Below are 23,791 nucleotides of genomic sequence, written 5' to 3'. Positions count from 1 at the left end.
ATTTGTATTTGCGCTCTATCCCCGGCATCCTTATCTCAGCCGAGAATTCAACAGGATGCCGATGATGGAACTGGGGCTTTACACATTCGCCGACGTCAATCCCAACCCTGGCGGCAGCAGAGGCGTCGAAGGGGCGGAGCGGCTGAAGAATCTGATCGAGGAGATCGAACTTGCCGACCAAGTGGGGCTCGACGTATTCGGGCTCGGCGAACATCATCGGCCGGACTATGCCGCATCCGCTCCCGCAGTCGTCTTGGCCGCGGCCGCCGTCAAGACTAGGAATATCCGGCTGACCAGTGCGGTCACCGTGCTCTCTTCCGATGACCCGGTGCGCGTCTTCCAGCAGTTTTCGACGCTCGACCTGATTTCCAACGGCCGGGCCGAGATCATGGCGGGGCGCGGCTCCTTCATCGAGTCCTTCCCGCTATTCGGCTACAATCTCGAAGACTACGACCAGCTTTTCGAGGAGAAGCTTGATCTGCTGCTGGCGCTGCGCGACAACGAGGTTGTGGAATGGAAGGGTGAGCTTCGCGCGCCGATCATCGGGCGCGGCGTCTATCCGCGACCGCTGCAGGATCCGCTACCGCTCTGGGTTGCCGTCGGCGGCACGCCGCAGTCGGTGGCGCGCGCCGGCGCGCTGGGCCTGCCGGTGGCGCTGGCGATCATCGGCGGCGAGCCGCGGCGTTTCGCGCCGCTCTTCGATCTCTACCGCGAGGCGGCGCGCCGGGCAGGTCAGGACCCGGCGAAGCTGAAGACCAGCATCAACGTCCATGGCTTCATCGCCGATACAACGGAGGCGGCGGCCAATCAGTTCTACGGGCCTCAAGCCGAGGTGATGAACCGCATCGGCCGTGAGCGCGGTTGGGGACCGACGAACCGGGCGCATTTCGACATGTCGCGCGGGCCGAATGGCGCGCTCTTCGTCGGTGATCCCGAGGCGGTCGCCGAAAAGATTATCGCCCATCACGCCCTCTTCAAGAACGACCGCTTCCTGCTGCAGATGGCGATCGGCCTGATGCCGCATGCCGAGATCATGCGCGGCATCGAGCTTTACGGCACGAAAGTCGCGCCGATCGTCAGAAAGGCATTGACTGAAAGGGGCGAAGAGGCGAAAGCCACGGCCTGACGAGCGCATAACGTCGAACATCGGAATTGATTTTCGAAAAAGGATTGTGCGCCACTTCAACGTGATGAGCGTCCTTCGCGCGTCCTGTCGAACGCGCGGCGCTCTAGAACAGGATGATTTTAGACCGGGTCGGCCTAAAATTTTGAATCCGGTTCTAAATTAGATAGTTAGAGCATCATGTTGTCCGAAAACCGCTCACACGTTTCGGCATCATGCTCTGAGGCGGCCGCGGCCGTCCTGCGCAGGGCCGGAACAGACGAATGGTTATCGCAAACGACGACGAACTGGTAAAGCTCAAGGAGATCGGCCGGATCTGCGCCAACGCCATCCAAGTGATGGCAGCGGCGATGGAGCCCGGCATGACGACGCTGGAGCTCGACCAGATCGGCCGCAAGGTGCTCGAGGATTCGGGCGCGCGCTCGGCGCCAGAGTTCTGCTACCAGTTTCCCGGTGCCACCTGCATCAGTATCAACGAGGAAATCGCCCACGGAATTCCCGGCCCGCGCGTCATCCGCGCCGGCGATCTCATCAATATCGACGTCTCGGCGGAAAAGGATGGCTTCTTTGCCGATACTGGCGCTTCCTTCGCGGTGCCGCCGATCAAGCCAAAGATCGAGCGGCTCTGCCGCGACGGCAAACGGGCACTCTGGGTCGGGCTCAACCAGGTCAAATCGGGCGAGCCACTGGCAAAGATCGGCACCGCCGTCGGCGCCTTTGCGCAGAAGAACCGCTATACGCTGGTCGCCAATCTGGCGAGCCACGGCGTCGGCCGCTCGCTGCACGAGGAGCCGGCCGAGCTCTCGACCTGGCCGGACCCTTCGGAAAAACGGATGATGACGGAAGGTCTCGTCTTCACCGTCGAACCTTTTCTCTCGCTCGGCGCAACATGGGCCGAAGGCGGCGACGATGCCTGGACGCTCTATGCCGATCCGAAGGCGCCGACCGTGCAATATGAGCATACGGTGGTCGCAACGCGCAACGGGCCGGTGGTTCTGACCTTGCCGGATGAGCGGGCGTAAGACCGGTACTGAACAATGAAGAAAGGCGGCGGGAGCTGACTCTGTCTCAAATCCCGCCGTACAGTCTTCGTCTCAGCTCCGCGTTTCCGGCCTGCCGCCTTGCAGGATTTCGGTGGCGGCGCGTTCGAGGATGCCGGCGATGCGGGCAGCTTCGGGTTTCGACCAGGGATAGCGCATGCGCATCGCCGAGCGCAGCAGCATACGGGCGGCGCGGATATCGCCGCCGTCCTGCATGAAGTCGCCGTCATCACTGTCGTCGGCGCCGTGACGGTCTGTTTCGAAGACACGCTTCACGTGGGCCATCTTCTCGCCGATGCGCTCCAACTTGGCGAACGTATGCAGGATCATGGCACGGTTTTCCTCGACGCGGCGGCGGCCGGCCTCGGTGATGCGATAGAGCTTCTTGGCGCCCTCAGCCTCCACCTCGGCAAGACTGGTTTCCTCGAGATAAGTGAGGGCGGGATAGATGACGCCCGGACTCGGCACGTAGAAGCCGCCCGAGCGCTCTTCCAATATCTTTATCAATTCGTAGCCGTGGCGCGGCTGCTCAGCGAGCAGCGCCAGGATGACCAGTTGTAGATCGCCGGCCGCGAATTTGCGGCCCATGCGGAAATCTCCGCCGAACATGCCGCCTTTAAAACCTCTCATGATTCTTCCTTTCATCGTGGGATGTATCTCCAGCTATGTCGTAAAACATATATCGTACGATAATAGCTTTCAAGTGCGACTGAGAATTTTTGATGTTTCGGGAAATTGATCGATCGATCAGAATTACTTGATTGTGATGCCGGTACTGCGGCGTGATAAACGCGGCATGCTCGAGCGCATCCGTCACTCCCCACCGAACCTTGTTTCCACTGCCGCTGCCGGCGCCGTTGCCATGGCCGCCGCCATGGGCTTCGGGCGCTTCTCCTACACGCCGATCCTGCCCGGGATGATCAGCGGCGTGCCGCTTTCGGCAGCGGATGCAGGCTTCATCGCGTCGGCCAATTTCGTCGGCTATCTCGTCGGCGCCGTGCTTGCAGCCTATGGCTGGGCGGCGGGGCGGGAGCGGCCGGTGGCGCTGTTGTCGCTGCTGGCAACCGCGATCCTGCTTGCCGCCATGGCCGCCACCGATTCCGTCGCCGTCTTTGCCATCATTCGTTTCTTGGCCGGCGTCGCCAGCGCCTTTGCGATGGTCTTCACCTCGTCGATCGTGCTCAGCCACGGGGCTGCCGCTGGCAACGATCATGTGCAAGCAGCGCATTTCGGCGGGCCGGGTGCGGGTATCGCGCTGTCTTCGGTCATGGTGCTGCTGATCGGCCTCGGCTTTCACGATCAACCGGGCGGCTGGCGGGCCGATTGGATCGGCGGGGCGCTCTATTGCGCAGCAAGCCTTGTCGTCGTCTTCCTGCTATTGCCGTCGGCGCCGGCGCAATCGGCGCAGGTGGGCAAGGAGCCGGCGCTCACCTGGAACCGGCCAATGGTGCTTCTGACGCTGTCCTACGGCCTGTTCGGCTTCGGTTACGTCATCACCGCGACCTTCCTCGTTACCATCGCGCGCCTTTCTGCAACCGGACCCTTCGTCGAATTCCTCTGCTGGTTCATCGCCGGCCTGACGGCGGCGGTGGCGCTGTTTGCCTGGAAGCCGCTGGTCAAGCCGCTCGGGCTTGGCGGGGTCTATGTCGCAGCGCTTCTGATCGAGGCCGCCGGTGTGCTTGCGACCGTAGCGCTGCCGCCTTCCGTCGCACCGCTGATCGGCGGGGCGCTGTTCGGGGCGACGTTCCTGGCAATCACTGCTTATGGGCTGCAGATCGGCCGCAAGCTTTCGCCTGACAGTCCGCGGCGGATCCTGGCGATGATGACGGCCGCCTTCGGCCTCGGCCAGATCGTCGGACCTGTTGTTGCCGGCTGGATCGCCCAGCGCAGCGGCAGTTTTACCGTCCCGACGGTGATCGCCGCGATCGCGCTCGTCGCCTGCGCGGCGCTGGTGATGCCCGTGATCAAGAAAATCTCTTAACCGGTTACATCTCCGTAACAATCGGCCGAACCCATTGCTGCTTCCTTCGAACTGCCTTAGTTTCCGGCACAATCAGTGTTCGACGACACTCCCGAGACTCACAGTTCAGGAAAGCAAAGCCTCCCGTGTTTCATTCCTTTTTTCCGCAGCCAAAGGCGTTCTTTAGTTCGCTCGTCATTTGGACCCTGATTTCCATTGCCGGCTGGTATCTCTTCGCCGCGAGCCTCGGTGTATCGCTCGGTTATGCGCCGGTTGCCGAAGAGCAGCAGCCGATTGACCTTTCGTTCTTCCTGCTGCCCGAAAATGTCTGGTTCTACGGCTATTTCTTTCTGTCGGCGGTGGTCTTCTGCGGTGCATGGCATCTGAAGGCGCTGAACCACCCCTGGAAGATTTGGTCGATCTGGGGTTCGGCACTGATCATCTTCGTGACCTACTTTGGCGTCCAGATTAGCGTTGTGATCAATAACTGGCGCCGGCCGTTTGGTGACCTTCTGCAGAACGCATTGTCGAAGCAGCCAGGCATTTCCGTCGATAATTTCTACAGCCTGATGTGGGTCTTCTGCCAGATCGCATTCCTCAGCATGTTCGTATCGATCATGACCGACTTCTTCACCAGCCATTACATCTTCCGCTGGCGAACGGCGATGAACAATTTCTACATGTCGAAGTGGGAAAAGCTTCGTCACATCGAAGGCGCCTCCCAGCGCGTTCAGGAAGATACGATGCGCTTTTCGAGCACGCTCGAAGGTCTTGGTATCAGCCTCATCAACTCGGTGATGACGCTCGTGGTATTCCTTCCGATCCTTCTGGCCCTGTCGCATTACGTGACCGAGCTGCCGTTCATCGGGCCAGTGGCGAATTCGCTCTTTTGGCTGGCGCTGTTCTGGTCGGCTTTCGGCACGCTTCTGTTGGCGGTCGCCGGCGTCAAGCTGCCGGGGCTGAATTTCCGCAACCAGCGCGTCGAAGCGGCGTATCGCAAGGAGCTCGTCTATGGTGAAGACCATGCGGAACGGGCTGAGCCGCTGACCGTCAGGGAGCTCTTCGGCAACGTTCGCCGGAACTATTATCGCATGTATTTCCACTACATGTATTTCAATGTCGCCCGTTATTTCTACATCCAGGCCGACGCGCTCTTCGTGGTCTTCATGCTGGTGCCGACGATCGTGGCGGGCACCATCACTTACGGTATCTTCCAGCAGATCTCGACCGCCTTCGGACAGGTCAGCAACTCGTTTCAGTATCTCGTCAACTCCTGGACAACGATCATTGAACTGCTCTCGATCCATAAACGCCTCAAGGCCTTCGAGGCTGCGATCGACGACGAACCGCTGCCTGAAATCGACCAGCGCTACCTGGAGCGTGAGACGGGGGTCGTGCACGCCGACGGCTGATGGGCAGGGAATCTTTGCGAGCATCGGAAGATTGGCGTTTGGGGCGCCTCCTCCTCGCTGGGTAGGAGGGGCAATCGCAGCGTCGCAACGAATCTCTTCTCCCCCGCGGGGAGAAGATGCCGGTAGGCAGATGAGGGGGGCGGCCAGGCACGTCGTCTCGTTCAAGGGAACTTAGAGACACCCTGAAGGCTCGACAGCGCCATAGCCGCCATCAAAGACCTGACGTCTGCAATCTGCCGCGGGCCTCGATCATCGGGATCGCCTCCGAATAGCTGACGCAGGCGACGTCGGCGCGGTGGCAGACGTCGCTGACCAGGCGGTCGAGCGCCCGCCAATAGGCGCCGCCGTTCATTTCGACGAAGTGGAAGCCGAGCTGTAGCGGGACGCGGGCGCCGGCATACTGTTTGTCGAAAGCTTCCTTGAAAGCGGCATAGGCGCGATCCTCGAATTCCGCGGAATCGGCCGTATCCTCCTCACCCTTGGAATGGCGGACGAAGAGATTGTAGTCCATGCCGATGATCGGCTTCTCGTTCGGGCCTTCGGGGATCAGCGGCAGGCCGAAGCGGATGATGCCGTCTTCCTCGACAGGCATGGCAGGCCCTTTGGTGACCAGGCTCGCATCATAAGTGAAGCCCGCCTTCTTTTCGGCGGCGATCATGTCAGCGCCCGCGGTTGCCGAGAGATAGGGGGCGCGAAAGCCCTTGATGGCGTGATCGACCAGATCCTGCCAACCGGTCGGCTCCTGCAGGCCGACGCTCTTCCAGGCGTTTTTCAACGTCGCATGAAAGGTTGCGTATTCGGCCGACCAGTCGGCCTCGCTCCAGAGGCGGCCGTCGAAATGGCCACAGGCATGGCTCGATATGTCGTGTCCTTCGAGGTGGGCGTGCCAGATATTGCCGAGGCGCTCGCGGATCTCGTCGTCGCTCTGCGCGAAGCCGACATTGGATTTTCCGCGTTTCTGGTGCGGCGCCTGATAGGCCTTCTTCGCCGCCTCATTCATCAGGAAGGTGCAGGAGAGAAAATAGGTGAAGTGGGCGCCGTTTTTCGCCGCCATCTCGCGGCTCTTCAGCCAGAGCGCGTTGTCGTGGGCGCCGTCGAAGGAAATGATGACGAGCTGTTTCGGCCGGTCGGCCGCCTCGGCGATTGCCGGGAGCAGGAACGAGGCAGCCAGACAGGTGGAGAGGAGAAGACGGGACATGGACACCGCGACAATTTGTTCGCGGTTTCCCTCCGACAGAATTGCGGCGAAGCTGCGGTCGCGCTGGCATTTTTTCACGCCAGCCGTTAGAGCCTTTCCTGGTCAGATGTGACAAACGGTACGGAAGGGATCCGCAATGACATTGCTTATCGTCGGCATCATACTTTTCCTCGGGGTGCATCTGGTGCGGGTGGTGTCGCCGGACTTTCGCCGCTCGATGATTGCAAGCCTCGGCGAGAAGGGCTGGCGGGCGGCCTATTCGATCGCCAGCATCGCCACGCTGGTTCTTTTGATCTACGGCTTCGGGCAGGCGCGTGATGTGACCGGCATGCTTTACAATCCGCCGGTCTGGATGGCGCATATAACAATCACGCTGATGCTGATCGCGATGATCTGTCTCGTCGCCTCGCTGCTGCCGGCGGGGCATATTGCAACCAAGACCAAACATCCGATGGTGCTGTCGGTGAAGATCTGGGCGCTGGCGCACCTGCTCGCAAATGGCGAGACGTCGTCGGTCCTGCTGTTTGCCGCCTTTCTCGGCTGGGGCGTCATCCTGCGCATTTCCTTGAAACGGCGGCAGCGGGCGGGCGAGATCACGCTCCGGCCGTTCGTCTCGGCCAAATACGACCTCTATGCCGTCGTCATCGGCATCGTCGTTTGGGCGCTGATCATCTGGAAGCTGCACGAATGGTTGATCGGGGTTTCGCCGCTCGTCATGTGACCGGCGCATAACCCCGAAATTCGATTCCGATTTTCGGGAAGGATTATGCGCGGATTCAAAGTGTTAGAGCGTCCTTAGCGCGTCCTGTTGGACGCGCGGCGCTCTAATCTTTCACATCCCCCTTACAACGGCTGCAAAATGGGGTAGAAGGCCCGATAATATGCGTTTTGCATTGTGTATGGGTATTTCCGCGGCCGGAGACGAGAATGGCATTCAACGACGACAGCTTCATCCGTGAAGTCAATGAGGAATTGCGATCCGACCAGATGAAGGGTGTCTGGCGCCGGTTCGGCCGCTATATCATCGTCGTCGCCATTCTGATCGTCGTCGGCACAGCCGGCAAGGTTCTCTACGAGTATTGGGACGACAACCGTTCCTCCGGCACCGGCGACCAGTTTCTGGCGGCGATGAAGCTTGCCGACGAGAACAAGAACGACGAGGCGCTGGCCGCGCTCGACAAGCTCGAGAAGGAAGGCCATGGCGCCTATCCGGTGCTGGCGCGGATGCGGGCCGCGACCGTCCAGGTGCAGAAGGGCGATACCGCCGCGGCAATCGCCGCCTTCAACGAGATCGGCAAGGACAATGCCGTTCCGGCCGCCGTGCGCGATGCCGCCAAGATGCGTGCCGGCTGGCTGCTCATCGAGAACGGCGCTTACGAACAGGTTTCGGCCGCGATCGAGGAAATGGCTGTTCCTGGTAACGCCTTCCGTCATTCGGCGCGCGAGGCACTCGGCCTTGCCGCTTACAAAGCCGGCAACATGGCGCAGGCGCGGCAGTGGTTCCAGTCGATCGTCGATGATACCGACAGCCCACGCAATGTTGCCAATCGCGCCCATATGATGCTTGATCTGATTACCGCATCCGGCAAGGCGCCCGCCGCTCAGGGCTGATCGCGTTAAGGACAAGATATGAGTTTCACGGTCGCCATCGTCGGTCGTCCGAATGTCGGCAAGTCGACACTTTTCAACCGGCTGGTAGGTAAGAAGCTGGCGCTTGTCGACGACACGCCGGGTGTTACCCGCGACCGCCGGCCGGGCGATGCGCGGCTGATGGGCCTGACCTTCACGATCATCGATACGGCTGGTCTGGAAGAGGCCGACGCGGAGAGCCTGCAGGGCCGGATGCGGGCGCAGACGGAAGCGGCGATCGACGAGGCGGATCTTTCGCTTTTCGTCGTCGACGCCAAGAGCGGATTGACGCCCGTCGATACCGACCTTGCCGAAATGTTGCGCCGGCGCGGCAAGCCGGTGGTGCTTGTCGCCAACAAATCCGAAGCGCGGGGCTCCGACAGCGGCTTTTATGACGCCTACACGCTCGGGCTCGGTGAGCCGACGCCGATTTCGGCCGAACATGGGCAGGGCATGCTCGACTTGCGCGATGCGATCGTTGCGGCAATCGGCGAGGACCGGGCCTATCCCGCCAAGGAGGATGTCGCCGTCACAGATGTCGACATTCCACAGACGGAAGGCGAGGACAGCGACGCGGACGAAGAGCCGGCCTATGACGAGACGAAGCCGCTCAGGGTGGCGATCGTCGGCCGGCCGAATGCAGGAAAATCGACGCTGATCAACCGTTTCCTCGGCGAGGACCGGCTTTTGACCGGGCCGGAGGCAGGCATCACCCGCGACTCCATCTCGGTCGAATGGGACTGGCGCGGTCGCACCATCAAGATGTTCGATACGGCAGGCATGCGCCGCAAGGCGCGGGTTATCGAGAAGCTGGAGAAGCTTTCGGTTGCCGATGCGCTGCGCGCAATCCGCTTCGCCGAAACCGTCGTCATCGTCTTCGATGCGACGATCCCCTTCGAAAAGCAGGACCTGCAGATCGTCGACCTCGTGCTGCGCGAGGGCCGTGCCGCCGTGCTCGCCTTCAACAAGTGGGACATGATCGAAGACCGGCAGGCGGTGCTTGCGGATCTGCGCGAAAAGACCGATCGCCTGCTGCCGCAGGCGCGCGGCATCCGCGCCGTGCCGATCTCTGGCCAGACCGGCTGGGGACTGGACAAGCTGATGCAGTCGATCATCGACACGGACAGGGTCTGGAACAAACGCATCTCGACGGCGCGGCTCAACCGCTGGCTGGAGACGCAGCAGATTCAGCATCCGCCTCCGGCCGTTTCCGGCCGCCGCATCAAGCTGAAATATATGACGCAGGTCAAGGCCCGCCCGCCGGCCTTCATGATCTCCTGTACCCGCTCGGATGCGCTACCGGAATCCTATACACGCTATCTGATCAACGGGTTGCGCGCCGATTTCGACATGCCGAGCGTGCCGATCCGCATCCATTTCCGCTCGCCTGACAATCCGTTCGAAGGCAAGAAGAGGCGGACGTAGGCGGGGAGCTTGCACTGATTGGTGGGGCATTGCGCACGCGTCGTGGAGCCATCCCCTCTGCCTTGCCCGGCAGGGCAGAAGGGGGGGTCACAGGCACTGTGATAGCTATCCGGCAATCTCAGCCACGCTTTTGTTCAGCGCTTCACGCAGCGCCACGATCTCGGCCTGGAGGCGAGTGAGGTCGACTGTATCGCGACCGCTGGCAGCGGCGATGCAGCCGGGGATGCCGATCGCCTTTTCCTTGAGGCGCTTGCCTTCGTCCGTCAATCGAAGCATCACGACGCGTTCGTCGTCCTTGCTGCGTTCGCGTCTGACATAACCTGCGGTTTCAAGGCGTTTGAGCAGCGGGGTCAGCGTGCTCGATTCCAGGAAGAGCTTTTCACCCAAGCCGCCGACGGTCTGGCCGTCCTGTTCCCAGAGCGAAACCATCGTCAGATATTGCGGATAGGTGAGGCCGAGCGTGTCGAGTAGCGGCTTGTAGACGCGGTTCAGTGCGTGGCTTGCCGTATAGACGGCAAAGCAGATGAAATTGTCGAGCTTCAACTGATCCTGCATGGGAAATCTCCAAAATCAAACAAATTTACATCGTGCGATAAATAATCGTAGCCGCTTTTTATGCATGATAGCTATGCAGAAATATAAATTGTGCGATAAACAATCGTGCGCGATATAAAGTCAGTGTTCACAACGAACACCGAAACCGAGAGGACAAGACAATGTCGACCATCAAGACCGTAGTTTCCGCAGCAGCACTGCTCGCAGCCTCCGCCGTTGGCGCGCTTGCCGATCCGGTACTCGAGCCGACAACGCAGAAATTCATCGACGGGCTTGCCGGCGGCAAGCCGATCTACACGCTGTCGCCGGCCGATGCCCGCAATGTCCTGGCCGGCGCGCAGAAGGGCGATGTGAAGAAGCTTGCTGCTAAGGAAGAGGACCGGGTCATCAAGGCTGGTCCGACAGGCAGCATCAAGCTGCGCATCGTCCGCCCGGAACATGCCGAGGGCACACTGCCGGTCATTCTCTATTTTCATGGCGGCGGCTGGGTGCTGGGCGATGCGGATACGCATGACCGGTTGGTGCGCGAGATCGCCAACGGCGCCGGTGCCGCTGTCGTCTTCGTCGACTACGAGTGCTCGCCGGAAGCCCGCTATCCCGTTGCCATCGAGCAGGCTTATGCTGCGACCAAATATGTCGCCGAGCACGCCAAGGAGTTCAAGGTCGACGCCTCCAGGCTCGCGGTCGCAGGCGATAGCGTCGGCGGCAACATGGCGGCGGTGGTGACGCTGCTTGCCAAGGAACGCGGCGGCCCTGCCATCGATCAGCAGGTGCTGTTCTACCCCGTCACCGACGCCAATTTCGACAATGGTTCCTACAACCAGTTCGCCGATGGCCCGTGGCTGACCAAGGAGGCGATGAAGTGGTTCTGGAACGCCTATCTGCCCGACGAAGCCAAGCGCAAGGAGCCGACGGCTTCGCCACTGCAGGCATCGCTGGAGCAGTTGAACGGCCTGCCGCCGGCGCTCGTCATCGTTGACGAAAATGACGTGCTGCGCGACGAGGGTGAGGCCTATGCCCGCAAGCTCAGCCAGGCCGGTGTGAAGGTCACGTCGATGCGCTATAACGGCACGATCCACGACTTCGTGCTGCTAAACGCCATTGCCGAAACGCCTGCCGCACGCAGCGCGATTGCGGTCGCGAACGACACGCTTCGCAGCGCGCTTCACAAGTAAAACCAATCAGTCTGCGGACGGGAGGGGCCCGGCGGTTTCGCCGGGCTTTCTGCTTCTTGGAAGCGATTTGGCAAACTGCCAGGCCTTCTTCCATTTCGGCGTGATGACGCCGTTGGCGGCGCGGATATTGTTGATGAACTGCAGTGTCGCCGCTTCCCAGGAATATTGCATAGCGAGTTCACGCGCCTTGCTGCGCGAGGCGGAGAGGGCGGCAAGGCAGGCGGCTTGCAGGTTGGCGTCGAGCGCCCCGACGTCACTGTCCTCGCCGATGATGTCGAGCGGGCCGGTGACCGGGTAGGCTGCGACCGGCACGCCCGATGCCAGCGCTTCGAGAATGGTGTTGCCGAAGGTGTCGGTGAGCGAGGGAAAGACGAAGACGTCGGCCTGGGCATAGGCTTTCGCCAGATCCTCGCCGAACTGCACGCCGGCGAAGAAGACGTCGGGATATTGCTTTTCGAGCTCGGCGCGGGCCGGACCGTCACCGACGACGACCTTGGAACCCGGCAGGTCGAGATCGAGGAAGGCCGGCAGGTTCTTTTCCAGCGCCACACGGCCGACGGTCATGAAGATCGGACGCGGCAGGCCGAACGGGTTTTCCTCGAGCGCCATCGGACGGAACTGGGTGGCGTCGATGCCGCGGCTCCAGGGCATGAGGTTGCGGATGCCCTTATCCGACAGTTCGCGGGCAAGGCTCGGTGTCGCCACCATGCAGCCGGCTCCGCCATTGTGGAACCAGCGGACAAAGGAATAGAGCCAGCTCTTCGGTATGGGCAGGCGCGCGGAGACGTATTCCGGAAAGCGGGTGTGGTAGCTCGTCGAAAACGGCATGCGGTTCTTCAGGCACCAGCGGCGGGCGGTCAGCCCCAGCGGACCTTCGGTGGCAATATGCACGTAGGAGGGATTGTGCTTTTCGATCTCGCGGGCGATGCGGCGGTAATTGGCGATCGATAGGCGGATCTCGGGATAGGTCGGGCAGGGGATGCTGTTGAAGCGCTCCGGCGTCACCATCGAAACCTCGACGCCCATCTTCGCCAGTTCGCGATTGGTGTTCTCGATCGAGCGCACGACGCCGTTGACCTGCGGGTGCCAGGCATCGGTAACGATCACCAGCCTTTCGGGCAGGTTTCCGGCGGCTGCGGCATTGGCCCAGCTCTCGCCGCTATAAGTGTTTGCCGGACGTTGCAGCATGTCACGATTTCCATCCGCGTCGCAGTGATCTGGCAACGCTCAACCCCTCAGCGGGGTTCCGGAACGGCGATTCCCGCTTGCTTATTTTGAGGCATGACCATGATGGAAATATTACAGCCCATATTGCAAGGATTGCAGGGCTTTCGCTGGCCCGATCGCCTCGATTATGTCGGCGGCGGGCGGCGGTTTTCATGCATAAAGAATGACGGCGCCGGTCCTGGACCGGCGCCGTTTGGGAGGTTAAGCGGCAGCGGAAGCCGAGCTTGCAGTCGGAACTTCCGAGATCGTCTTCAGAACCTGCGAAGCGATCTGGTAGGGGCAGCCCTGTGAGTTCGGGCGGCGATCTTCCAGATAGCCCTTGTAGTCGTTCTTGACGAAGGAGTGCGGAACGCGGATCGAAGCACCACGGTCGGCAACGCCGTAGGAGAACTTGTTCCACGGAGCCGTTTCATGCTTGCCGGTCAGGCGCTTGTCGTTGTCAGGACCGTAGACGTTGATGTGGTCCATCAGGTTCTTTTCGAACTGCGCCATCAGCGCTTCAAAATAGGCCTTGCCGCCGACTTCGCGCATGTACTTGGTCGAGAAGTTGCAATGCATGCCCGAGCCGTTCCAGTCGGTGTCGCCGAGCGGCTTGCAGTGATACTCGATGTCGATGCCGTATTTTTCGGTCAGGCGCTGCAAGAGGTAGCGTGCCATCCAGATCTGGTCGGCGGCTTTCTTGGAGCCCTTGCCGAAAATCTGGAATTCCCACTGGCCCTTGGCCACTTCGGCATTGATGCCTTCGTGATTGATGCCGGCAGCGAGGCAGAGGTCGAGATGTTCTTCGACGATTTCGCGGGCAACGTCGCCGACGTTCGAATAGCCGACGCCGGTGTAGTACGGACCCTGCGGAGCGGGGTAGCCCTGCTCCGGGAAGCCGAGCGGGCGGCCGTTCTGGTAGAAGAAATATTCCTGCTCGAAGCCGAACCAGGCGTCTTCGTCGTCGAGGATGGTGGCGCGGGCATTCGATGCATGCGGCGTGACGCCATCCGGCATCATGACTTCGCACATGACGAGAGCGCCGTTGGTACGGGCCGGGTCGGGATAGATGGCGACCGGCTTCAGCACGCAATCGGAGCTGCGGCCTTCAGCCTGCTGTGTCGAGGAGCCGTCAAAGCCCCAGAGCGGAAGCTGTTCCAGCGTCGGGAATGCGTCGAATTCCTTGATCTGCGTCTTGCCACGCAGGTTCGGTACCGGAGTGTACCCATCGAGCCAAATATACTCGAGCTTATATTTTGTCATCGTGACTCTCTCAATGCTACGAAGGTGAGCAAATCCGGAGGTGATCTCGGCGCGCAAGCGCATCCGACCGCCAGGGATGACGCTTTAAAAGCACGTAGCGTGCCAGTTTTGGCGCCACGCAAAAGAAAAATCGCGAATCAGCGTGCTGGCCGATTTTTTCTCTTTTGGAAAATCGGGCTGTTTTTAACGGCCACAGGCGGTATCGCCCATCAAAACGCACTTTTCCCATCTGGAACTGGATGAAAATTGCGGCGTTAGGCTGAAATGATGAAGTGTTAAACAAATTATCGGAAGCTTTTAGCCGAGACAGCATGCCGACCGATTACAATTGTAACATTGCCCTTATTTTATGCAATTTGCATAAACTATGTGCATTGTGCTATGTAGATGGTCCTGAAATGTTGATGCGCCGAACTGAATGGAGGCGATCTCATGCCCACCGGTTTCCATCGTGAATCCGCAACGATCTACCAGTTTCCCGTGAAGGCGATACGAAACGCCAACCGGTTCGAACGCGCCAGGCTGATGGAGCGCGAGGCAGCAGACGTCTGCGATGCTGCGCTCGACAGCTGCTGGTACCATGACGAGGCAGTACGCGAGTCCGATCGGCCGACGAAGTCCTGATTTTTTCTTTCGTATAACCCTGAAATCGAAATCGATTTGAGGGATCAGCGGAGCAAACGATGCCGACGAGGCGGGAAGCGCCTGTGCATGGCGTTCGTACTGCGTCAGCATGCGCGGCTAGCCGCCATCCAATCCGAGCTTTTCCCTTACGACCAATGCACCATGTTCGCTGACGACGCGGGCAGCGACCTTTGCTGCGAAGCGGGCGGCGGCAGGCGCATCGCCTGCTTCGAGGTATCGTGCGAGAAAGGCGCCGTTGAAGCTGTCGCCGGCGCTGGTCGTGTCGACCACCTTCTTCACCTTTTCAGCCGGAACGAAGGTTTGCTCGCCGGCAAAATTCAGCGTGACACCGTCAGCGCCGTTCTTGACGACGATATCGACGGCGCCCAGTGCGCGATAGCGGTGGATCGTCGCCTCAATGGAATCATCGCCGAAATGGGCCGCCTCGTCGTCGAAGCTCGGCATTACGAGCACGGAGGAGCGGGCGCCTTCGCTGATCGTCGTGTGCATCACGTCGTAGCTCGACCAGAGGCGCGGCCGGATGTTCGGATCGAAGACGACGAGCTTGCCGGCGGCCTTGGCGCGACGGACTTCGGCAAGCAAAGTCTCGGCATCCTCATGTGGCAGGATGGCAAGGGTGATGCCGGAGAAATAGATGACGGCAGCGCTCTCCACCGCCTCGCGCAGGCGGTCCGGATCAGCCGCCAGGCTGCGGGCAGCCGAGCTGTCGCGCCAGTAGCTGAAGGAACGTTCGCCGTTCTTCAGATTGATCATATAGAGGCCGGGCGTCCTGCCCCTGATGCGGCGGATGAGGCTGGTGCCGATGCCTGATGTGTCGATGAAGGCCAGCATCTCATCCGACATGGCGTCGTCACCGAGGGCGGTGAAATAATCGACCGACCAGTCGGCGGCAAGGCAGGCGCGGGCATACCAGGCGGTGTTGAAGGTATCGCCGGCAAAGCCCTTGCGCAGCAGGCCGTCACCTGCCTGCGAGAGTTCCACCATGCATTCACCGATCGATAGAAACCGTCTGCTCACCTTGTCCTCCCGGCTTAGAGCGCTGCGGATCCAACAGGACGCGCTAGGGACACTCTATCACTTTGAATTGGCGGATTATCCGCAGGTCTTCATTCGCTGATACGCGGAGCCGGGCAGAGTGACAAGCGTCGATATTACGGGAGATGAAAGCCCGTCTTCGCGGGCGAGGCGAAGGCGGGCTTTCAGAAGGACGCCTATTCGTGGATGGTGTAGCTGCCCATCGCGCAAAGATCTTGCGTATCTTCCGTGGTTGCGAGGTTTGAGCCTTCTTCGAATTCGAAGCGCATGTCGTATTTGCAGACGGTGCGGCCATCGGCGATGGTGATATCGATGCTTTCGCCCGGATTGAGAACGTCGTCACCGAAGACGTCTTCTTCCCATTCGCCGACGCCGGTCGGCGAGCTGTAGAAACGTGTCAGGACGGAGTTCGTCCCGTTGGTGAGCTTGAAGTTCAGATCTTCGGCATGCGACGAAACCGCGGAGGCGGCGATCATCGTGGCGGCGAGTGCGATCAAAGCTGATATTTTCGATTTCATGTATGCGTTCCCCTGGCTTGCGATTAGGCCGAAATGGGATAGCATTGGCTCATAAAATCTTTCTTATCGGGGAGTTTAGATCCAAAAATAGTCCGCTTCGTCCCGCGATGGACGGCGGTCGGACATTCAAGGCGAGGGCCGCCTGGGCGGCCGTCTTTCCGTTCATGGCCTGTCCATATGATAGCAGGCGGCCTTCTGCCCGGGGCGGACCTCCTCGGTCGGCGGCATTTCGGTGCGACAGATGTCGGTCGCCTTCCAGCAGCGCGGTGAGAAGACGCAGCCCTTCGGCGGGTTGAGCGGCGAGGGCGGGTCACCCTGCAGGCGGATGCGGGTGCGCAGGCGCGCAAGCTTCGGATCGGGAATCGGCGCGGCGGAAAAGAGCGCCTGCGTGTAGGGGTGGGCCGGATGATCGAAGACGGTGGCGCAGTCGCCGGCTTCCACCACCCTGCCGAGATAGAGCACCAGCACATCGTCTGAGATCAGGCGGACGACGGAGAGGTCGTGGCTAATGAAGATCAGCGTCAGGCCGAATTCCTTGCGCAGCTTGCGCAGGAGCGTGATGACCTGACCCTGGATCGAGACGTCGAGGGCCGAAACCGGCTCGTCGCAGATAATGAGCTTCGGTTTGGTGACGACCGCGCGGGCGATGCCGATGCGTTGCGCCTGGCCGCCGGAGAATTCGTGCGGATAGCGGTTGATCATTTCCGGCACCAGGCCGACGGCGGTCATGATCTCGCGGACACGTTCGGTGCGCTCGGCTTTGGAGAGTTTCGGCTCGAAGACGGTGAGCGGCTCGGCGATGATGTCGCCGACCGTCATGCGCGGGTCGAGCGAGGCGATCGGATCCTGAAAGATGATCTGCATGTCGCGGCGCGCGGCGCGCATTTCCTCATCCGACAGGTCAAGCAGGTTCCGGCCCTGCCAGAGGATGCGGCCCTTCTGCGATTTCAACAGCCGCAGGATGGAGCGGCCGAGCGTGGACTTGCCGCAGCCGGATTCGCCGACGATGCCGAGCGTGCGGCCTTCGCTGAGGTCGAAGCTGACATTGTTGACGGCTGTGAGAAAGATCGGCGGCTTGAAGAGGCCTTTTGCCGGCAGTTCGAATTGGGTCGTTAGGTTCTCGACCCTCAGAAGCGATCGTTCAGCCATGGTTCAACAGCTCCTCGCGACGCGGGAAGGGGTGGTAACAGGCGGCGCAATGGTGCGGCGCCAGGGTTTCGAGCGGCGGCGGGCGGTCGATGCAATCGTCCTGGACCTGCGAGCAGCGCGGCGAGAAATTGCAGCCCTTCGGCAGGTGCTGCAGGTTTGGCGGACGGCCGGGGATGACGACGAGGTCGTCGACATCCTGGTCAGGGCGCGGGATCGAGGCATGCAGTGCTGCGGTATAGGGATGGGCCGGATTGTCGAAGAGTTCGTCGACCGGAGCCTCCTCGACGATGCGGCCGGCATACATGACGGCGACGCGGTCGGCGAGGCCGGCAACAACGCCGAGATCGTGGGTGATCATGACGAGCGCTGTGTTCATCTCCGCCGTCAGGTCGTTGAAGAGATCGAGGATCTGCGCCTGGATGGTGACGTCGAGCGCCGTCGTCGGTTCGTCGGCGATCAGAAGCTTCGGCCGGGTGAGCAGCGCCATGGCGATGACGATGCGCTGGCGCATGCCGCCGGAGAGCTCGTGCGGGTAGAGATGGAAGCGTCGTGTCGGATCGGGGATGCCGACGCGTTTCAGCATGTCGAGTGCGGCGGCGGATGCCGCGCGCGCCGTCAGCCCGCCGTGAACCTCGAGCTGCTCCGTCAGTTGCCGGGAGATCTTCAGCGACGGATTGAGGGCGGTCATCGGGTCCTGGAAGACCATCGCCATGTCCTTGCCGCGGATCTGGTCGAGCTCGCGCGGTTTCAGCGCCAGCACGTCCTTGCCTTCGAGCAACGCCTGTCCCGTCGTTTTGCCGTTCTTGGCGAGCAGGCCCATGATGCCGAGGAAGGTTTGGCTCTTGCCGGAACCGGATTCGCCGACGATGGCGATGCGCTCGCCGCGCTTGACCGTCAGGTTCATGTTCGAGACTGCCTTCACCTCACCGTCCGGCGTTTTGAAGGTGATCGAATAGTCTTTGAGTTCGAGGAGGGTATCCGTCATTTAACGATCCTTCGGGTCGAACGCGTCGCGCAGGCCGTCGCCGATGAAGAGCAGGCTGAGCAGCAGGGCCACGAGGAAGCTTGCCGGGAAGACCAGCAGCCAAGGCATGCTTTCCATGGCATCGGTCCCCTCGGCGATCAGCGTGCCGAGCGAGGTCAGCGGTTCCTGCACGCCGAAGCCGAGATAGGAAAGGAAGCTTTCGGTGGCGATGATTTCAGGCACCGTCAATGCTGCGAAGATGACCACGGGTCCGACGAGGTTCGGGATGATGTGCTTGATGATGATCTTGAACGGCCGCTGCCCGGATGCGCGGGCCGCTTCGATGAATTCGCGATGCTTGATCGATAGCGTCTGGCCGCGAACGATGCGGGCCATGGTCAGCCATTCCAGCGCGCCGATGGCGGCAAAGAGTAGATAGACGTTGCGGCCGAAGATCACCATCAGCAGGATAACGAAGAGGATATAGGGAAGCGCATACATGATATCGACGAAGCGCATCATGATCGCATCCAGCCTGCCGCCGATATATCCCGATACCGCACCGTAGAGGACGCCGATGAAGACGGAGACGACGGTCGCCGTCAGCGCCACGGCCAGCGAGACGCGAGTGCCGTAAAGGACGCGGGCGAGAAGGTCGCGGCCGTTCGGGTCGGTGCCGAAATAATGGCCGGTCTCGAACGAGGGCGGGATCCGGAAGGCCGCCCAGTCTGGATCCTCATAGTTGAAGGGAATGAACCAGGGGCCGATGAAGGCGACGAGGATCAGCAGCGTCAGGACGACGATCGACAGGACGGCCGCCTTGTTGCGGCCGAGGCGGCGCAACGCATCCTTGGTGAGCGAGCGGCTTTCGGGTGCCAGGCCTTCCGCCGCCAGCAGCTCCTGGGCGAGCAGCTCGCGTTTTGCGGGGTTGAGGATCATCGGTTTCTCACTTTCGGATCGAGCCACGCATAGGCGATATCAACGAGAAGGTTCAGGAACACGATCAGCACCATGTAGAAGATGACCGTGCCGAGAACCATGCCGTAATCACGGTTCAGCGCTGCGTTGACGAAATAGCGGCCGATGCCGGGCAATCCGAAGATGCTCTCGACAACAAGCGAGCCGGTGAGAAGATAGCTTGCTGCCGGACCCAAATAGGAGACGACCGGCATCAAGGCGGGCTTCAGCGCGTGGCGCATGACCGTCAGTCGAGGGCCGATGCCCTTTGCCTTGGCGGTGCGGATAAAATTCTGGTTCATCACCTCGATCATCGAGCCGCGCGTGATGCGCGAGATACGGCCGGCATGCGGCAGGGCGAGAACGACGATCGGCAGGATGAGGTATTTGATCGAGCCGTCACCCCAGCCGCCGACTGGAAACCATGCGAGATGGATGCCGAAGACGAGCTGCAGGATGGGCGCGATCAGGAAGTTCGGTAGCACGACGCCGATCAGGATGAGCGCGCCCAGAATATAATCCGGTGCCTTGTTCTGATAGAGCGCCCCAAGACAGCCGACCGCGACACCGACGATGATGGCAATCAGGAAGGCAGCCGTACCGATGGTGAAGGTGTAGGGCAGACCGATCATGATCTGCTGGGCGACGGTGAAATCTTCGCTGGCGAAGGAGGGGCCAAGATCGCCCCGGAGCAGGTCACCGACATAGATCAGGTACTGCTGGATAAGCGGCTTGTCGAGATTGTAGTGGATCGCAAGGTTCTTCAGGATCACCGGCGGCAATGGCCTTTCGCCATCGAAAGGGCCGCCGGGGGCAAGGCGCAAAACAAAAAACGAGGCTGTTACGGCGATCCACATGACGGGGATCGTCGACAGAAGGCGACGGAGGGCGTATTTGATCATGGTCGTGGGCCGGTCCTTTCCGCAACGCGCGGAAAGGACCGTTTTCCCTTACTCTTTCATCGACAGCCAGCGGGTGCGGTGGATGTCCTGGATGTTATCGACGAAGCCTTCGATCTTCGGCGAAACGACGTTCTTCGAGACATAGTAGTAGATCGGCAGGGCGGCGGATTCATCCAGCGCCAGCTGTTCGGCCTTCTTGAAGATCGCGGCACGCTTGGTGAGATCCGTCTCGGCGTTGCCTTCCTTGATCATCTTGTCGTACTCGGGATTGGACCAGCGGCCGTAGTTCATCTGGACACCTGTCACCAGAAGGTTCAGGAAATTGTCCGGGTCGTTGTAGTCGGCGAGCCAGCCGGCGCGGCCGATTTCGACCTGGCCACGCTGCATCTGGTCGTAATGCACCTTGGTTTCGGCATTGACGAGCTCGACATCGACGCCGAGCGGCTTCCACATGGAGGCGATGGCGACGGCGATGCGCTTGTGGTTGTCGTTGGTGTTGTAGCTGAGCACGGCGTGCAACGGCTTGTCCGGGCCGAAACCGGCTTCGGTCAGAAGCTTCTTGGCTTCGGCGACCTTCTCGCTATAGGGCAGGTCCTTCCAGCTGACATAGGCCGGCTCGCCGTAATTCGCCGTGCCCGGCGGAACCCAGGAATAGGCCGGCAGCTCGCCGGTGCCGAGGATTTGCGGGCCGATGACTTCACGGTTGATCGCCATGGAGAGAGCCTGGCGGACGCGCTTGTCGCTGAAGGGCGGCTTCTGTGAGTTGACGACGTAATAATAGAGGCCGGAGAAGGGGGCGACATGCGCCTGGCCGGGCAGGTTCTTCTTCATCCACTCGTATTGGTCGGTCGGGAAGTCGGTGAGGATATCGAATTCGCCGGCGCGGTAGCGCTTCAGCGCGGCTTCCTGGTCTTCGAGCACGAAGAACTTCGCTCCGTCGATCTTCAGGTCCTTGGTGTCATACCACTGATCGTTCTTGACTGTGGTGACATGCGAGCCCGGAACCCATTCGACGGGCTTGTAGGGGCCGTTGGTGACGATGTTGCCGATCTTGACCCAATCCTGGCCCTTCGCCTCGACGACATGCTTCGGCAGCGGGTAGGCGGTGTAATGCATCAGGGCATTGATGAAATAGGGGGTGGCATTTTCGAGGGTGATTTCGAGCGTCTTGTCGTCGATCGCCTTGACGCCGAGCTGGTTGAGATCGGTGATCTCACCCTTGTTGATCTTTTCGGCGTTCTTGATGGTGAACTGCAGATAGGCATAGTCGGCGGCGTTCTTCGGGTCGACGAGGCGCTGGAAGGCGAAGACGAAGTCTCCTGCCGTTACCGGCTGGCCATCTGACCACTTGATGCCGTCGCGAAGCTTGAAGGTGTAAACCTTGCCATCAGGCGAAATCGTCCAGCTTTCGGCCTGGCCCGGGATCGGATTATCCTTGGCGTCCTCGGTGACGAGGCCTTCGAAAATGTCGCCGGCGATACGGTTTTCCCAGTCTCCGGAAAGCTTCTGCGGATCGAGCGACTGCGGGTCGCCACCATTGTGAATGTTGAGCGTGGCCGCATGGGCCGAAAACGCCAGCAATGTGCCAAGCATTGCAGAGGCGAGAAATTTTTTCGCGAAATGGTTCATGGTGGGTCCACCTTTCTAGGCTTTTCGCCTTTATTAGACATTTGTTCCCGGTGTTTGACCTCTTACGTGCAGGTCAGCGCGCACATTATCACAAAGGCTTTGCGTTGCAACCCCAAATCCGGAGTGTGGAAACGGGTTGTGGACAAGCCTATATACGTCTCCCCCTTGTCGGATCGCGACGACGCGCCGTGACATCCGCCACGCTCTCATCACAGCTTCACCCGGTTGTCTTTTGTTTTGTCCGCTTTAGTGTGGCGAGCGCAAACGAGGCAGGAGATGTAGCCGATGGCATTGCAGGCAGGCGGGAGTGCGGACTGGTGGCGCGGCGCGGTGATCTATCAGGTCTATCCGCGCTCGTTTCAGGACACCAACAGCGACGGTCTCGGCGATCTCAGGGGAATCACCCGCCGGCTGCCGCATATAGCCAGCCTCGGCGTCGACGCGATCTGGCTTTCGCCCTTCTTCAAGTCGCCGATGGCCGACATGGGCTACGACGTTTCCGATTATTGCGACGTCGATCCAATCTTCGGGACGCTCGCCGATTTCGACGAGATGATGGCCGAAGCGCACAGGCTCGGCATCAAGGTTGTTATCGACCAGGTGATCTCGCATACCTCCGACCGGCATCCCTGGTTCGTCGAGAGCCGGTCGAGCCGGACCAATCCCAAGGCGGATTGGTATGTCTGGGCCGATCCGAAGCCGGATGGTACGGCGCCGAACAACTGGTTGTCGATCTTCGGCGGGCCGGGCTGGGAATGGGATGGCGTGCGCCGGCAATATTACCAGCACAATTTCCTGACCTCGCAGCCAGACCTCAACTTCCACAGCAAGGCCGTGCAGGATGCAGTCCTCGAGACGGTGAAGTTCTGGCTCGACCGCGGCGTCGACGGCTTCCGCCTGGATACGGTCAACTATTATTTCTGCGACAAGCAGCTCAGGAGCAATCCGCCGCACGAGCCGGATGAAGATGACGCAGGCCTTGATGCGCCCGACAGCAATCCCTACGGCATGCAGAACCACCTCTACGACAAGACGCAGCCGGAAAATGTCGATTTCCTCAAGCGCTTCCGGGCGCTGCTCGATCAGTACGAGGATCGCACGACTGTCGGCGAAGTCGGCGATGGCGCGCGTTCGCTGAAGACGGTTGGCGCCTATACGAGCGGCGGCGACAAGCTGCACATGTGCTACACATTCGATCTGCTCGGGCCGGATTTCACCGCCGAGCATATTCGCGGCTGCGTCGAGGCCTTCCACAAGGCAGTCACGGACGGCTGGGTCTGCTGGGCTTTTTCCAACCACGACGTCATGCGCCATGTCAGCCGTTTCGCGCGCACGGAGGAAGAGCGGCCCGTCATCGCCAAGCTGGCGGTTTCGGTGCTTGCGGCGCTACGGGGCTCGATCTGCCTCTATCAGGGCGAGGAGCTCGGCCTGCCGGAGGCCGAGCTCGCCTTCGAGGATCTGCGCGACCCCTACGGCGTCCGCTTCTGGCCGGCCTTCAAGGGCCGCGACGGATGCCGCACGCCGATGCCCTGGGAAGCCGGCAAGGCGCATGCGGGCTTCACATCCGCGGAAAAGAGCTGGCTGCCGGTGCCTTACGAGCAGGCAGCACTTTCCGTCGATACGCAGGAGGCGAGCGATAGCTCGGTGCTGCACCACTACCGCAAGACGCTTGCATTCCGAAAGAGCCATCCGGCGCTGGTCGACGGCGACATGGCCTTCATCGGCACCAACCAGGACCTACTCGCCTTCACTCGCGAAAAGGACGGAGAAAAACTGCTCTTCGTTTTCAACCTGACGCGCAAACCGGCGGAATTCCGCCTGCCTGATGGCATCGTGCTCGGGGAACCGCTTGATATGCCGGGCTTCGAGGCGGTAGCGGGCGCGGGATCAGTGAAGCTTGCGGCGCTCGACGGGTTTTGCGCGCGGGTTTGATGTTCGACTGCTGTGTCTCTAAAGGCGAACGTCGAGAGGTTGTCCACCGCGGAGCCAGCCCTGCTTCAATCGCA

General features: G+C 60.9%; 22 protein-coding genes. 10 read left to right on the top strand and 12 right to left on the bottom strand.

Annotation, left to right across the window (positions count from 1 at the left end):
* The first annotated feature begins 64 nt into the window (after window positions 1–64).
* Window positions 65–1,126, top strand: coding sequence for an LLM class flavin-dependent oxidoreductase (locus tag U5G49_RS16135; RefSeq protein ID WP_193443530.1), 1,062 nt, complete (start codon window positions 65–67; stop codon window positions 1,124–1,126).
* A gap of 260 nt (window positions 1,127–1,386) precedes the next feature.
* Window positions 1,387–2,145: a type I methionyl aminopeptidase gene (gene map, locus U5G49_RS16130; protein ID WP_018243123.1), complete on the top strand. Its 759-nt coding sequence runs from the start codon at window positions 1,387–1,389 to the stop codon at window positions 2,143–2,145.
* A 72-nt stretch (window positions 2,146–2,217) separates the two neighbouring features.
* Here the strand turns inward: map and U5G49_RS16125 are convergent, their stop codons facing one another.
* A complete protein-coding gene (locus U5G49_RS16125; RefSeq protein ID WP_018243122.1) occupies window positions 2,218–2,793 on the bottom strand; it encodes a PadR family transcriptional regulator in 576 nt (191 codons plus the stop codon).
* A gap of 166 nt (window positions 2,794–2,959) precedes the next feature.
* Between U5G49_RS16125 and U5G49_RS16120 the strand changes: the two genes are divergently transcribed.
* Complete coding sequence (locus U5G49_RS16120) at window positions 2,960–4,144, top strand: YbfB/YjiJ family MFS transporter (RefSeq protein WP_193443404.1); 1,185 nt, start codon at window positions 2,960–2,962, stop codon at window positions 4,142–4,144.
* Window positions 4,145–4,269: 125 nt separating this feature from the next.
* Entirely contained in the window at window positions 4,270–5,535 is a 1,266-nt protein-coding gene (gene sbmA / locus U5G49_RS16115; protein WP_193443406.1) for a peptide antibiotic transporter SbmA, read from the top strand.
* A 211-nt stretch (window positions 5,536–5,746) separates the two neighbouring features.
* Here the strand turns inward: sbmA and U5G49_RS16110 are convergent, their stop codons facing one another.
* Complete coding sequence (locus U5G49_RS16110) at window positions 5,747–6,733, bottom strand: polysaccharide deacetylase family protein (RefSeq protein ID WP_026230718.1); 987 nt, start codon at window positions 6,731–6,733, stop codon at window positions 5,747–5,749.
* Between the two features lie 136 nt (window positions 6,734–6,869).
* Between U5G49_RS16110 and U5G49_RS16105 the strand changes: the two genes are divergently transcribed.
* The 3 genes from U5G49_RS16105 (at window position 6,870) to der (ending at window position 9,787) form a co-directional block, all read left to right on the top strand.
* Window positions 6,870–7,454 (top strand): NnrU family protein, encoded by a 585-nt coding sequence (locus U5G49_RS16105; protein WP_193443409.1) that lies wholly within the window; start codon window positions 6,870–6,872, stop codon window positions 7,452–7,454.
* A gap of 206 nt (window positions 7,455–7,660) precedes the next feature.
* Complete coding sequence (locus U5G49_RS16100; protein ID WP_028732950.1) at window positions 7,661–8,344, top strand: tetratricopeptide repeat protein; 684 nt, start codon at window positions 7,661–7,663, stop codon at window positions 8,342–8,344.
* Window positions 8,345–8,362: 18 nt separating this feature from the next.
* Entirely contained in the window at window positions 8,363–9,787 is a 1,425-nt protein-coding gene (gene der / locus U5G49_RS16095) for a ribosome biogenesis GTPase Der (RefSeq protein WP_018243116.1), read from the top strand.
* A gap of 105 nt (window positions 9,788–9,892) precedes the next feature.
* On the opposite strand, the gene U5G49_RS16090 is transcribed toward der, so the two are convergent.
* On the bottom strand, window positions 9,893–10,342 hold the full coding sequence (locus U5G49_RS16090; protein WP_193443411.1) for a MarR family winged helix-turn-helix transcriptional regulator: 450 nt from the start codon (window positions 10,340–10,342) through the stop codon (window positions 9,893–9,895).
* 161 nt (window positions 10,343–10,503) lie between these two features.
* Here U5G49_RS16090 and U5G49_RS16085 point away from each other — a divergent pair, with 161 nt between their 5' ends.
* Window positions 10,504–11,517 carry an alpha/beta hydrolase gene (locus U5G49_RS16085; RefSeq protein ID WP_193443413.1) on the top strand — a complete coding sequence of 338 codons (1,014 nt, stop codon included), beginning with the start codon at window positions 10,504–10,506 and terminating at the stop codon, window positions 11,515–11,517.
* A 6-nt stretch (window positions 11,518–11,523) separates the two neighbouring features.
* On the opposite strand, the gene U5G49_RS16080 is transcribed toward U5G49_RS16085, so the two are convergent.
* On the bottom strand, window positions 11,524–12,705 hold the full coding sequence (locus tag U5G49_RS16080; protein ID WP_193443415.1) for a glycosyltransferase family 4 protein: 1,182 nt from the start codon (window positions 12,703–12,705) through the stop codon (window positions 11,524–11,526).
* 240 nt (window positions 12,706–12,945) lie between these two features.
* Window positions 12,946–13,986: a glutamine synthetase beta-grasp domain-containing protein gene (locus tag U5G49_RS16075; RefSeq protein ID WP_047611346.1), complete on the bottom strand. Its 1,041-nt coding sequence runs from the start codon at window positions 13,984–13,986 to the stop codon at window positions 12,946–12,948.
* A 432-nt stretch (window positions 13,987–14,418) separates the two neighbouring features.
* On the opposite strand from U5G49_RS16075, the gene gstI reads away from it, so the two are divergent.
* Window positions 14,419–14,610, top strand: a complete 192-nt coding sequence (gstI, locus tag U5G49_RS16070) for a glutamine synthetase translation inhibitor GstI (protein WP_018243111.1) — start codon at window positions 14,419–14,421, stop codon at window positions 14,608–14,610.
* 117 nt (window positions 14,611–14,727) lie between these two features.
* Here the strand turns inward: gstI and U5G49_RS16065 are convergent, their stop codons facing one another.
* The 7 genes from U5G49_RS16065 to U5G49_RS16035 form a co-directional block, all read right to left on the bottom strand.
* The gene (locus tag U5G49_RS16065) at window positions 14,728–15,648 is read right to left on the bottom strand and encodes a sugar kinase (protein ID WP_113542379.1); all 921 of its coding nucleotides are present in this window, start codon (window positions 15,646–15,648) and stop codon (window positions 14,728–14,730) included.
* A gap of 194 nt (window positions 15,649–15,842) precedes the next feature.
* Window positions 15,843–16,184, bottom strand: a complete 342-nt coding sequence (locus tag U5G49_RS16060; protein WP_130652858.1) for a hypothetical protein — start codon at window positions 16,182–16,184, stop codon at window positions 15,843–15,845.
* A gap of 162 nt (window positions 16,185–16,346) precedes the next feature.
* Window positions 16,347–17,333, bottom strand: a complete 987-nt coding sequence (locus U5G49_RS16055) for an ABC transporter ATP-binding protein (RefSeq protein ID WP_018243108.1) — start codon at window positions 17,331–17,333, stop codon at window positions 16,347–16,349.
* Entirely contained in the window at window positions 17,326–18,318 is a 993-nt protein-coding gene (locus U5G49_RS16050; RefSeq protein WP_018243107.1) for an ABC transporter ATP-binding protein, read from the bottom strand. The genes U5G49_RS16055 and U5G49_RS16050 overlap by 8 nt, the downstream gene beginning before the upstream one ends.
* Entirely contained in the window at window positions 18,319–19,236 is a 918-nt protein-coding gene (locus U5G49_RS16045) for an ABC transporter permease (protein ID WP_018243106.1), read from the bottom strand.
* Window positions 19,233–20,156, bottom strand: a complete 924-nt coding sequence (locus U5G49_RS16040) for an ABC transporter permease subunit (RefSeq protein ID WP_017965401.1) — start codon at window positions 20,154–20,156, stop codon at window positions 19,233–19,235. Before U5G49_RS16040 ends, U5G49_RS16045 begins: the two co-directional genes overlap by 4 nt.
* 48 nt (window positions 20,157–20,204) lie before the next feature.
* Window positions 20,205–21,785, bottom strand: coding sequence for a peptide ABC transporter substrate-binding protein (locus tag U5G49_RS16035; RefSeq protein ID WP_112904438.1), 1,581 nt, complete (start codon window positions 21,783–21,785; stop codon window positions 20,205–20,207).
* A 285-nt stretch (window positions 21,786–22,070) separates the two neighbouring features.
* Between U5G49_RS16035 and bglA the strand changes: the two genes are divergently transcribed.
* The gene (gene bglA / locus U5G49_RS16030) at window positions 22,071–23,717 is read left to right on the top strand and encodes a beta-galactosidase BglA (RefSeq protein ID WP_018243104.1); all 1,647 of its coding nucleotides are present in this window, start codon (window positions 22,071–22,073) and stop codon (window positions 23,715–23,717) included.
* Window positions 23,718–23,791: the final 74 nt, after the last annotated feature.

The organism is Rhizobium indigoferae, assembly GCF_034554815.1.
Taxonomy (GTDB): domain Bacteria; phylum Pseudomonadota; class Alphaproteobacteria; order Rhizobiales; family Rhizobiaceae; genus Rhizobium; species Rhizobium leguminosarum.
The sequence above is the reverse complement of the archived record's forward strand: the minus strand, read 5'-3'. Positions and strand labels throughout refer to the sequence as shown.

Excerpts from the sequence above, each read along its gene's own strand:
- U5G49_RS16055 (WP_018243108.1), bottom strand. The coding sequence starts at position 17,333 with ATGGCTGAACGATCGCTTCTGAGGGTCGAGAACCTAACGACCCAATTC.
- gstI (WP_018243111.1), top strand. The coding sequence starts at position 14,419 with ATGCCCACCGGTTTCCATCGTGAATCCGCAACGATCTACCAGTTTCCC.
- U5G49_RS16035 (WP_112904438.1), bottom strand. The coding sequence starts at position 21,785 with ATGAACCATTTCGCGAAAAAATTTCTCGCCTCTGCAATGCTTGGCACA.
- U5G49_RS16050 (WP_018243107.1), bottom strand. The coding sequence starts at position 18,318 with ATGACGGATACCCTCCTCGAACTCAAAGACTATTCGATCACCTTCAAA.
- U5G49_RS16075 (WP_047611346.1), bottom strand. The coding sequence starts at position 13,986 with ATGACAAAATATAAGCTCGAGTATATTTGGCTCGATGGGTACACTCCG.
- U5G49_RS16125 (WP_018243122.1), bottom strand. The coding sequence starts at position 2,793 with ATGAGAGGTTTTAAAGGCGGCATGTTCGGCGGAGATTTCCGCATGGGC.
- U5G49_RS16085 (WP_193443413.1), top strand. The coding sequence starts at position 10,504 with ATGTCGACCATCAAGACCGTAGTTTCCGCAGCAGCACTGCTCGCAGCC.
- U5G49_RS16060 (WP_130652858.1), bottom strand. The coding sequence starts at position 16,184 with ATGAAATCGAAAATATCAGCTTTGATCGCACTCGCCGCCACGATGATC.
- U5G49_RS16080 (WP_193443415.1), bottom strand. The coding sequence starts at position 12,705 with ATGCTGCAACGTCCGGCAAACACTTATAGCGGCGAGAGCTGGGCCAAT.
- U5G49_RS16135 (WP_193443530.1), top strand. The coding sequence starts at position 65 with ATGGAACTGGGGCTTTACACATTCGCCGACGTCAATCCCAACCCTGGC.
- U5G49_RS16040 (WP_017965401.1), bottom strand. The coding sequence starts at position 20,156 with ATGATCAAATACGCCCTCCGTCGCCTTCTGTCGACGATCCCCGTCATG.
- U5G49_RS16120 (WP_193443404.1), top strand. The coding sequence starts at position 2,960 with ATGCTCGAGCGCATCCGTCACTCCCCACCGAACCTTGTTTCCACTGCC.
- U5G49_RS16045 (WP_018243106.1), bottom strand. The coding sequence starts at position 19,236 with ATGATCCTCAACCCCGCAAAACGCGAGCTGCTCGCCCAGGAGCTGCTG.
- U5G49_RS16090 (WP_193443411.1), bottom strand. The coding sequence starts at position 10,342 with ATGCAGGATCAGTTGAAGCTCGACAATTTCATCTGCTTTGCCGTCTAT.
- map (WP_018243123.1), top strand. The coding sequence starts at position 1,387 with ATGGTTATCGCAAACGACGACGAACTGGTAAAGCTCAAGGAGATCGGC.
- U5G49_RS16105 (WP_193443409.1), top strand. The coding sequence starts at position 6,870 with ATGACATTGCTTATCGTCGGCATCATACTTTTCCTCGGGGTGCATCTG.
- U5G49_RS16100 (WP_028732950.1), top strand. The coding sequence starts at position 7,661 with ATGGCATTCAACGACGACAGCTTCATCCGTGAAGTCAATGAGGAATTG.
- bglA (WP_018243104.1), top strand. The coding sequence starts at position 22,071 with ATGGCATTGCAGGCAGGCGGGAGTGCGGACTGGTGGCGCGGCGCGGTG.
- der (WP_018243116.1), top strand. The coding sequence starts at position 8,363 with ATGAGTTTCACGGTCGCCATCGTCGGTCGTCCGAATGTCGGCAAGTCG.
- U5G49_RS16110 (WP_026230718.1), bottom strand. The coding sequence starts at position 6,733 with ATGTCCCGTCTTCTCCTCTCCACCTGTCTGGCTGCCTCGTTCCTGCTC.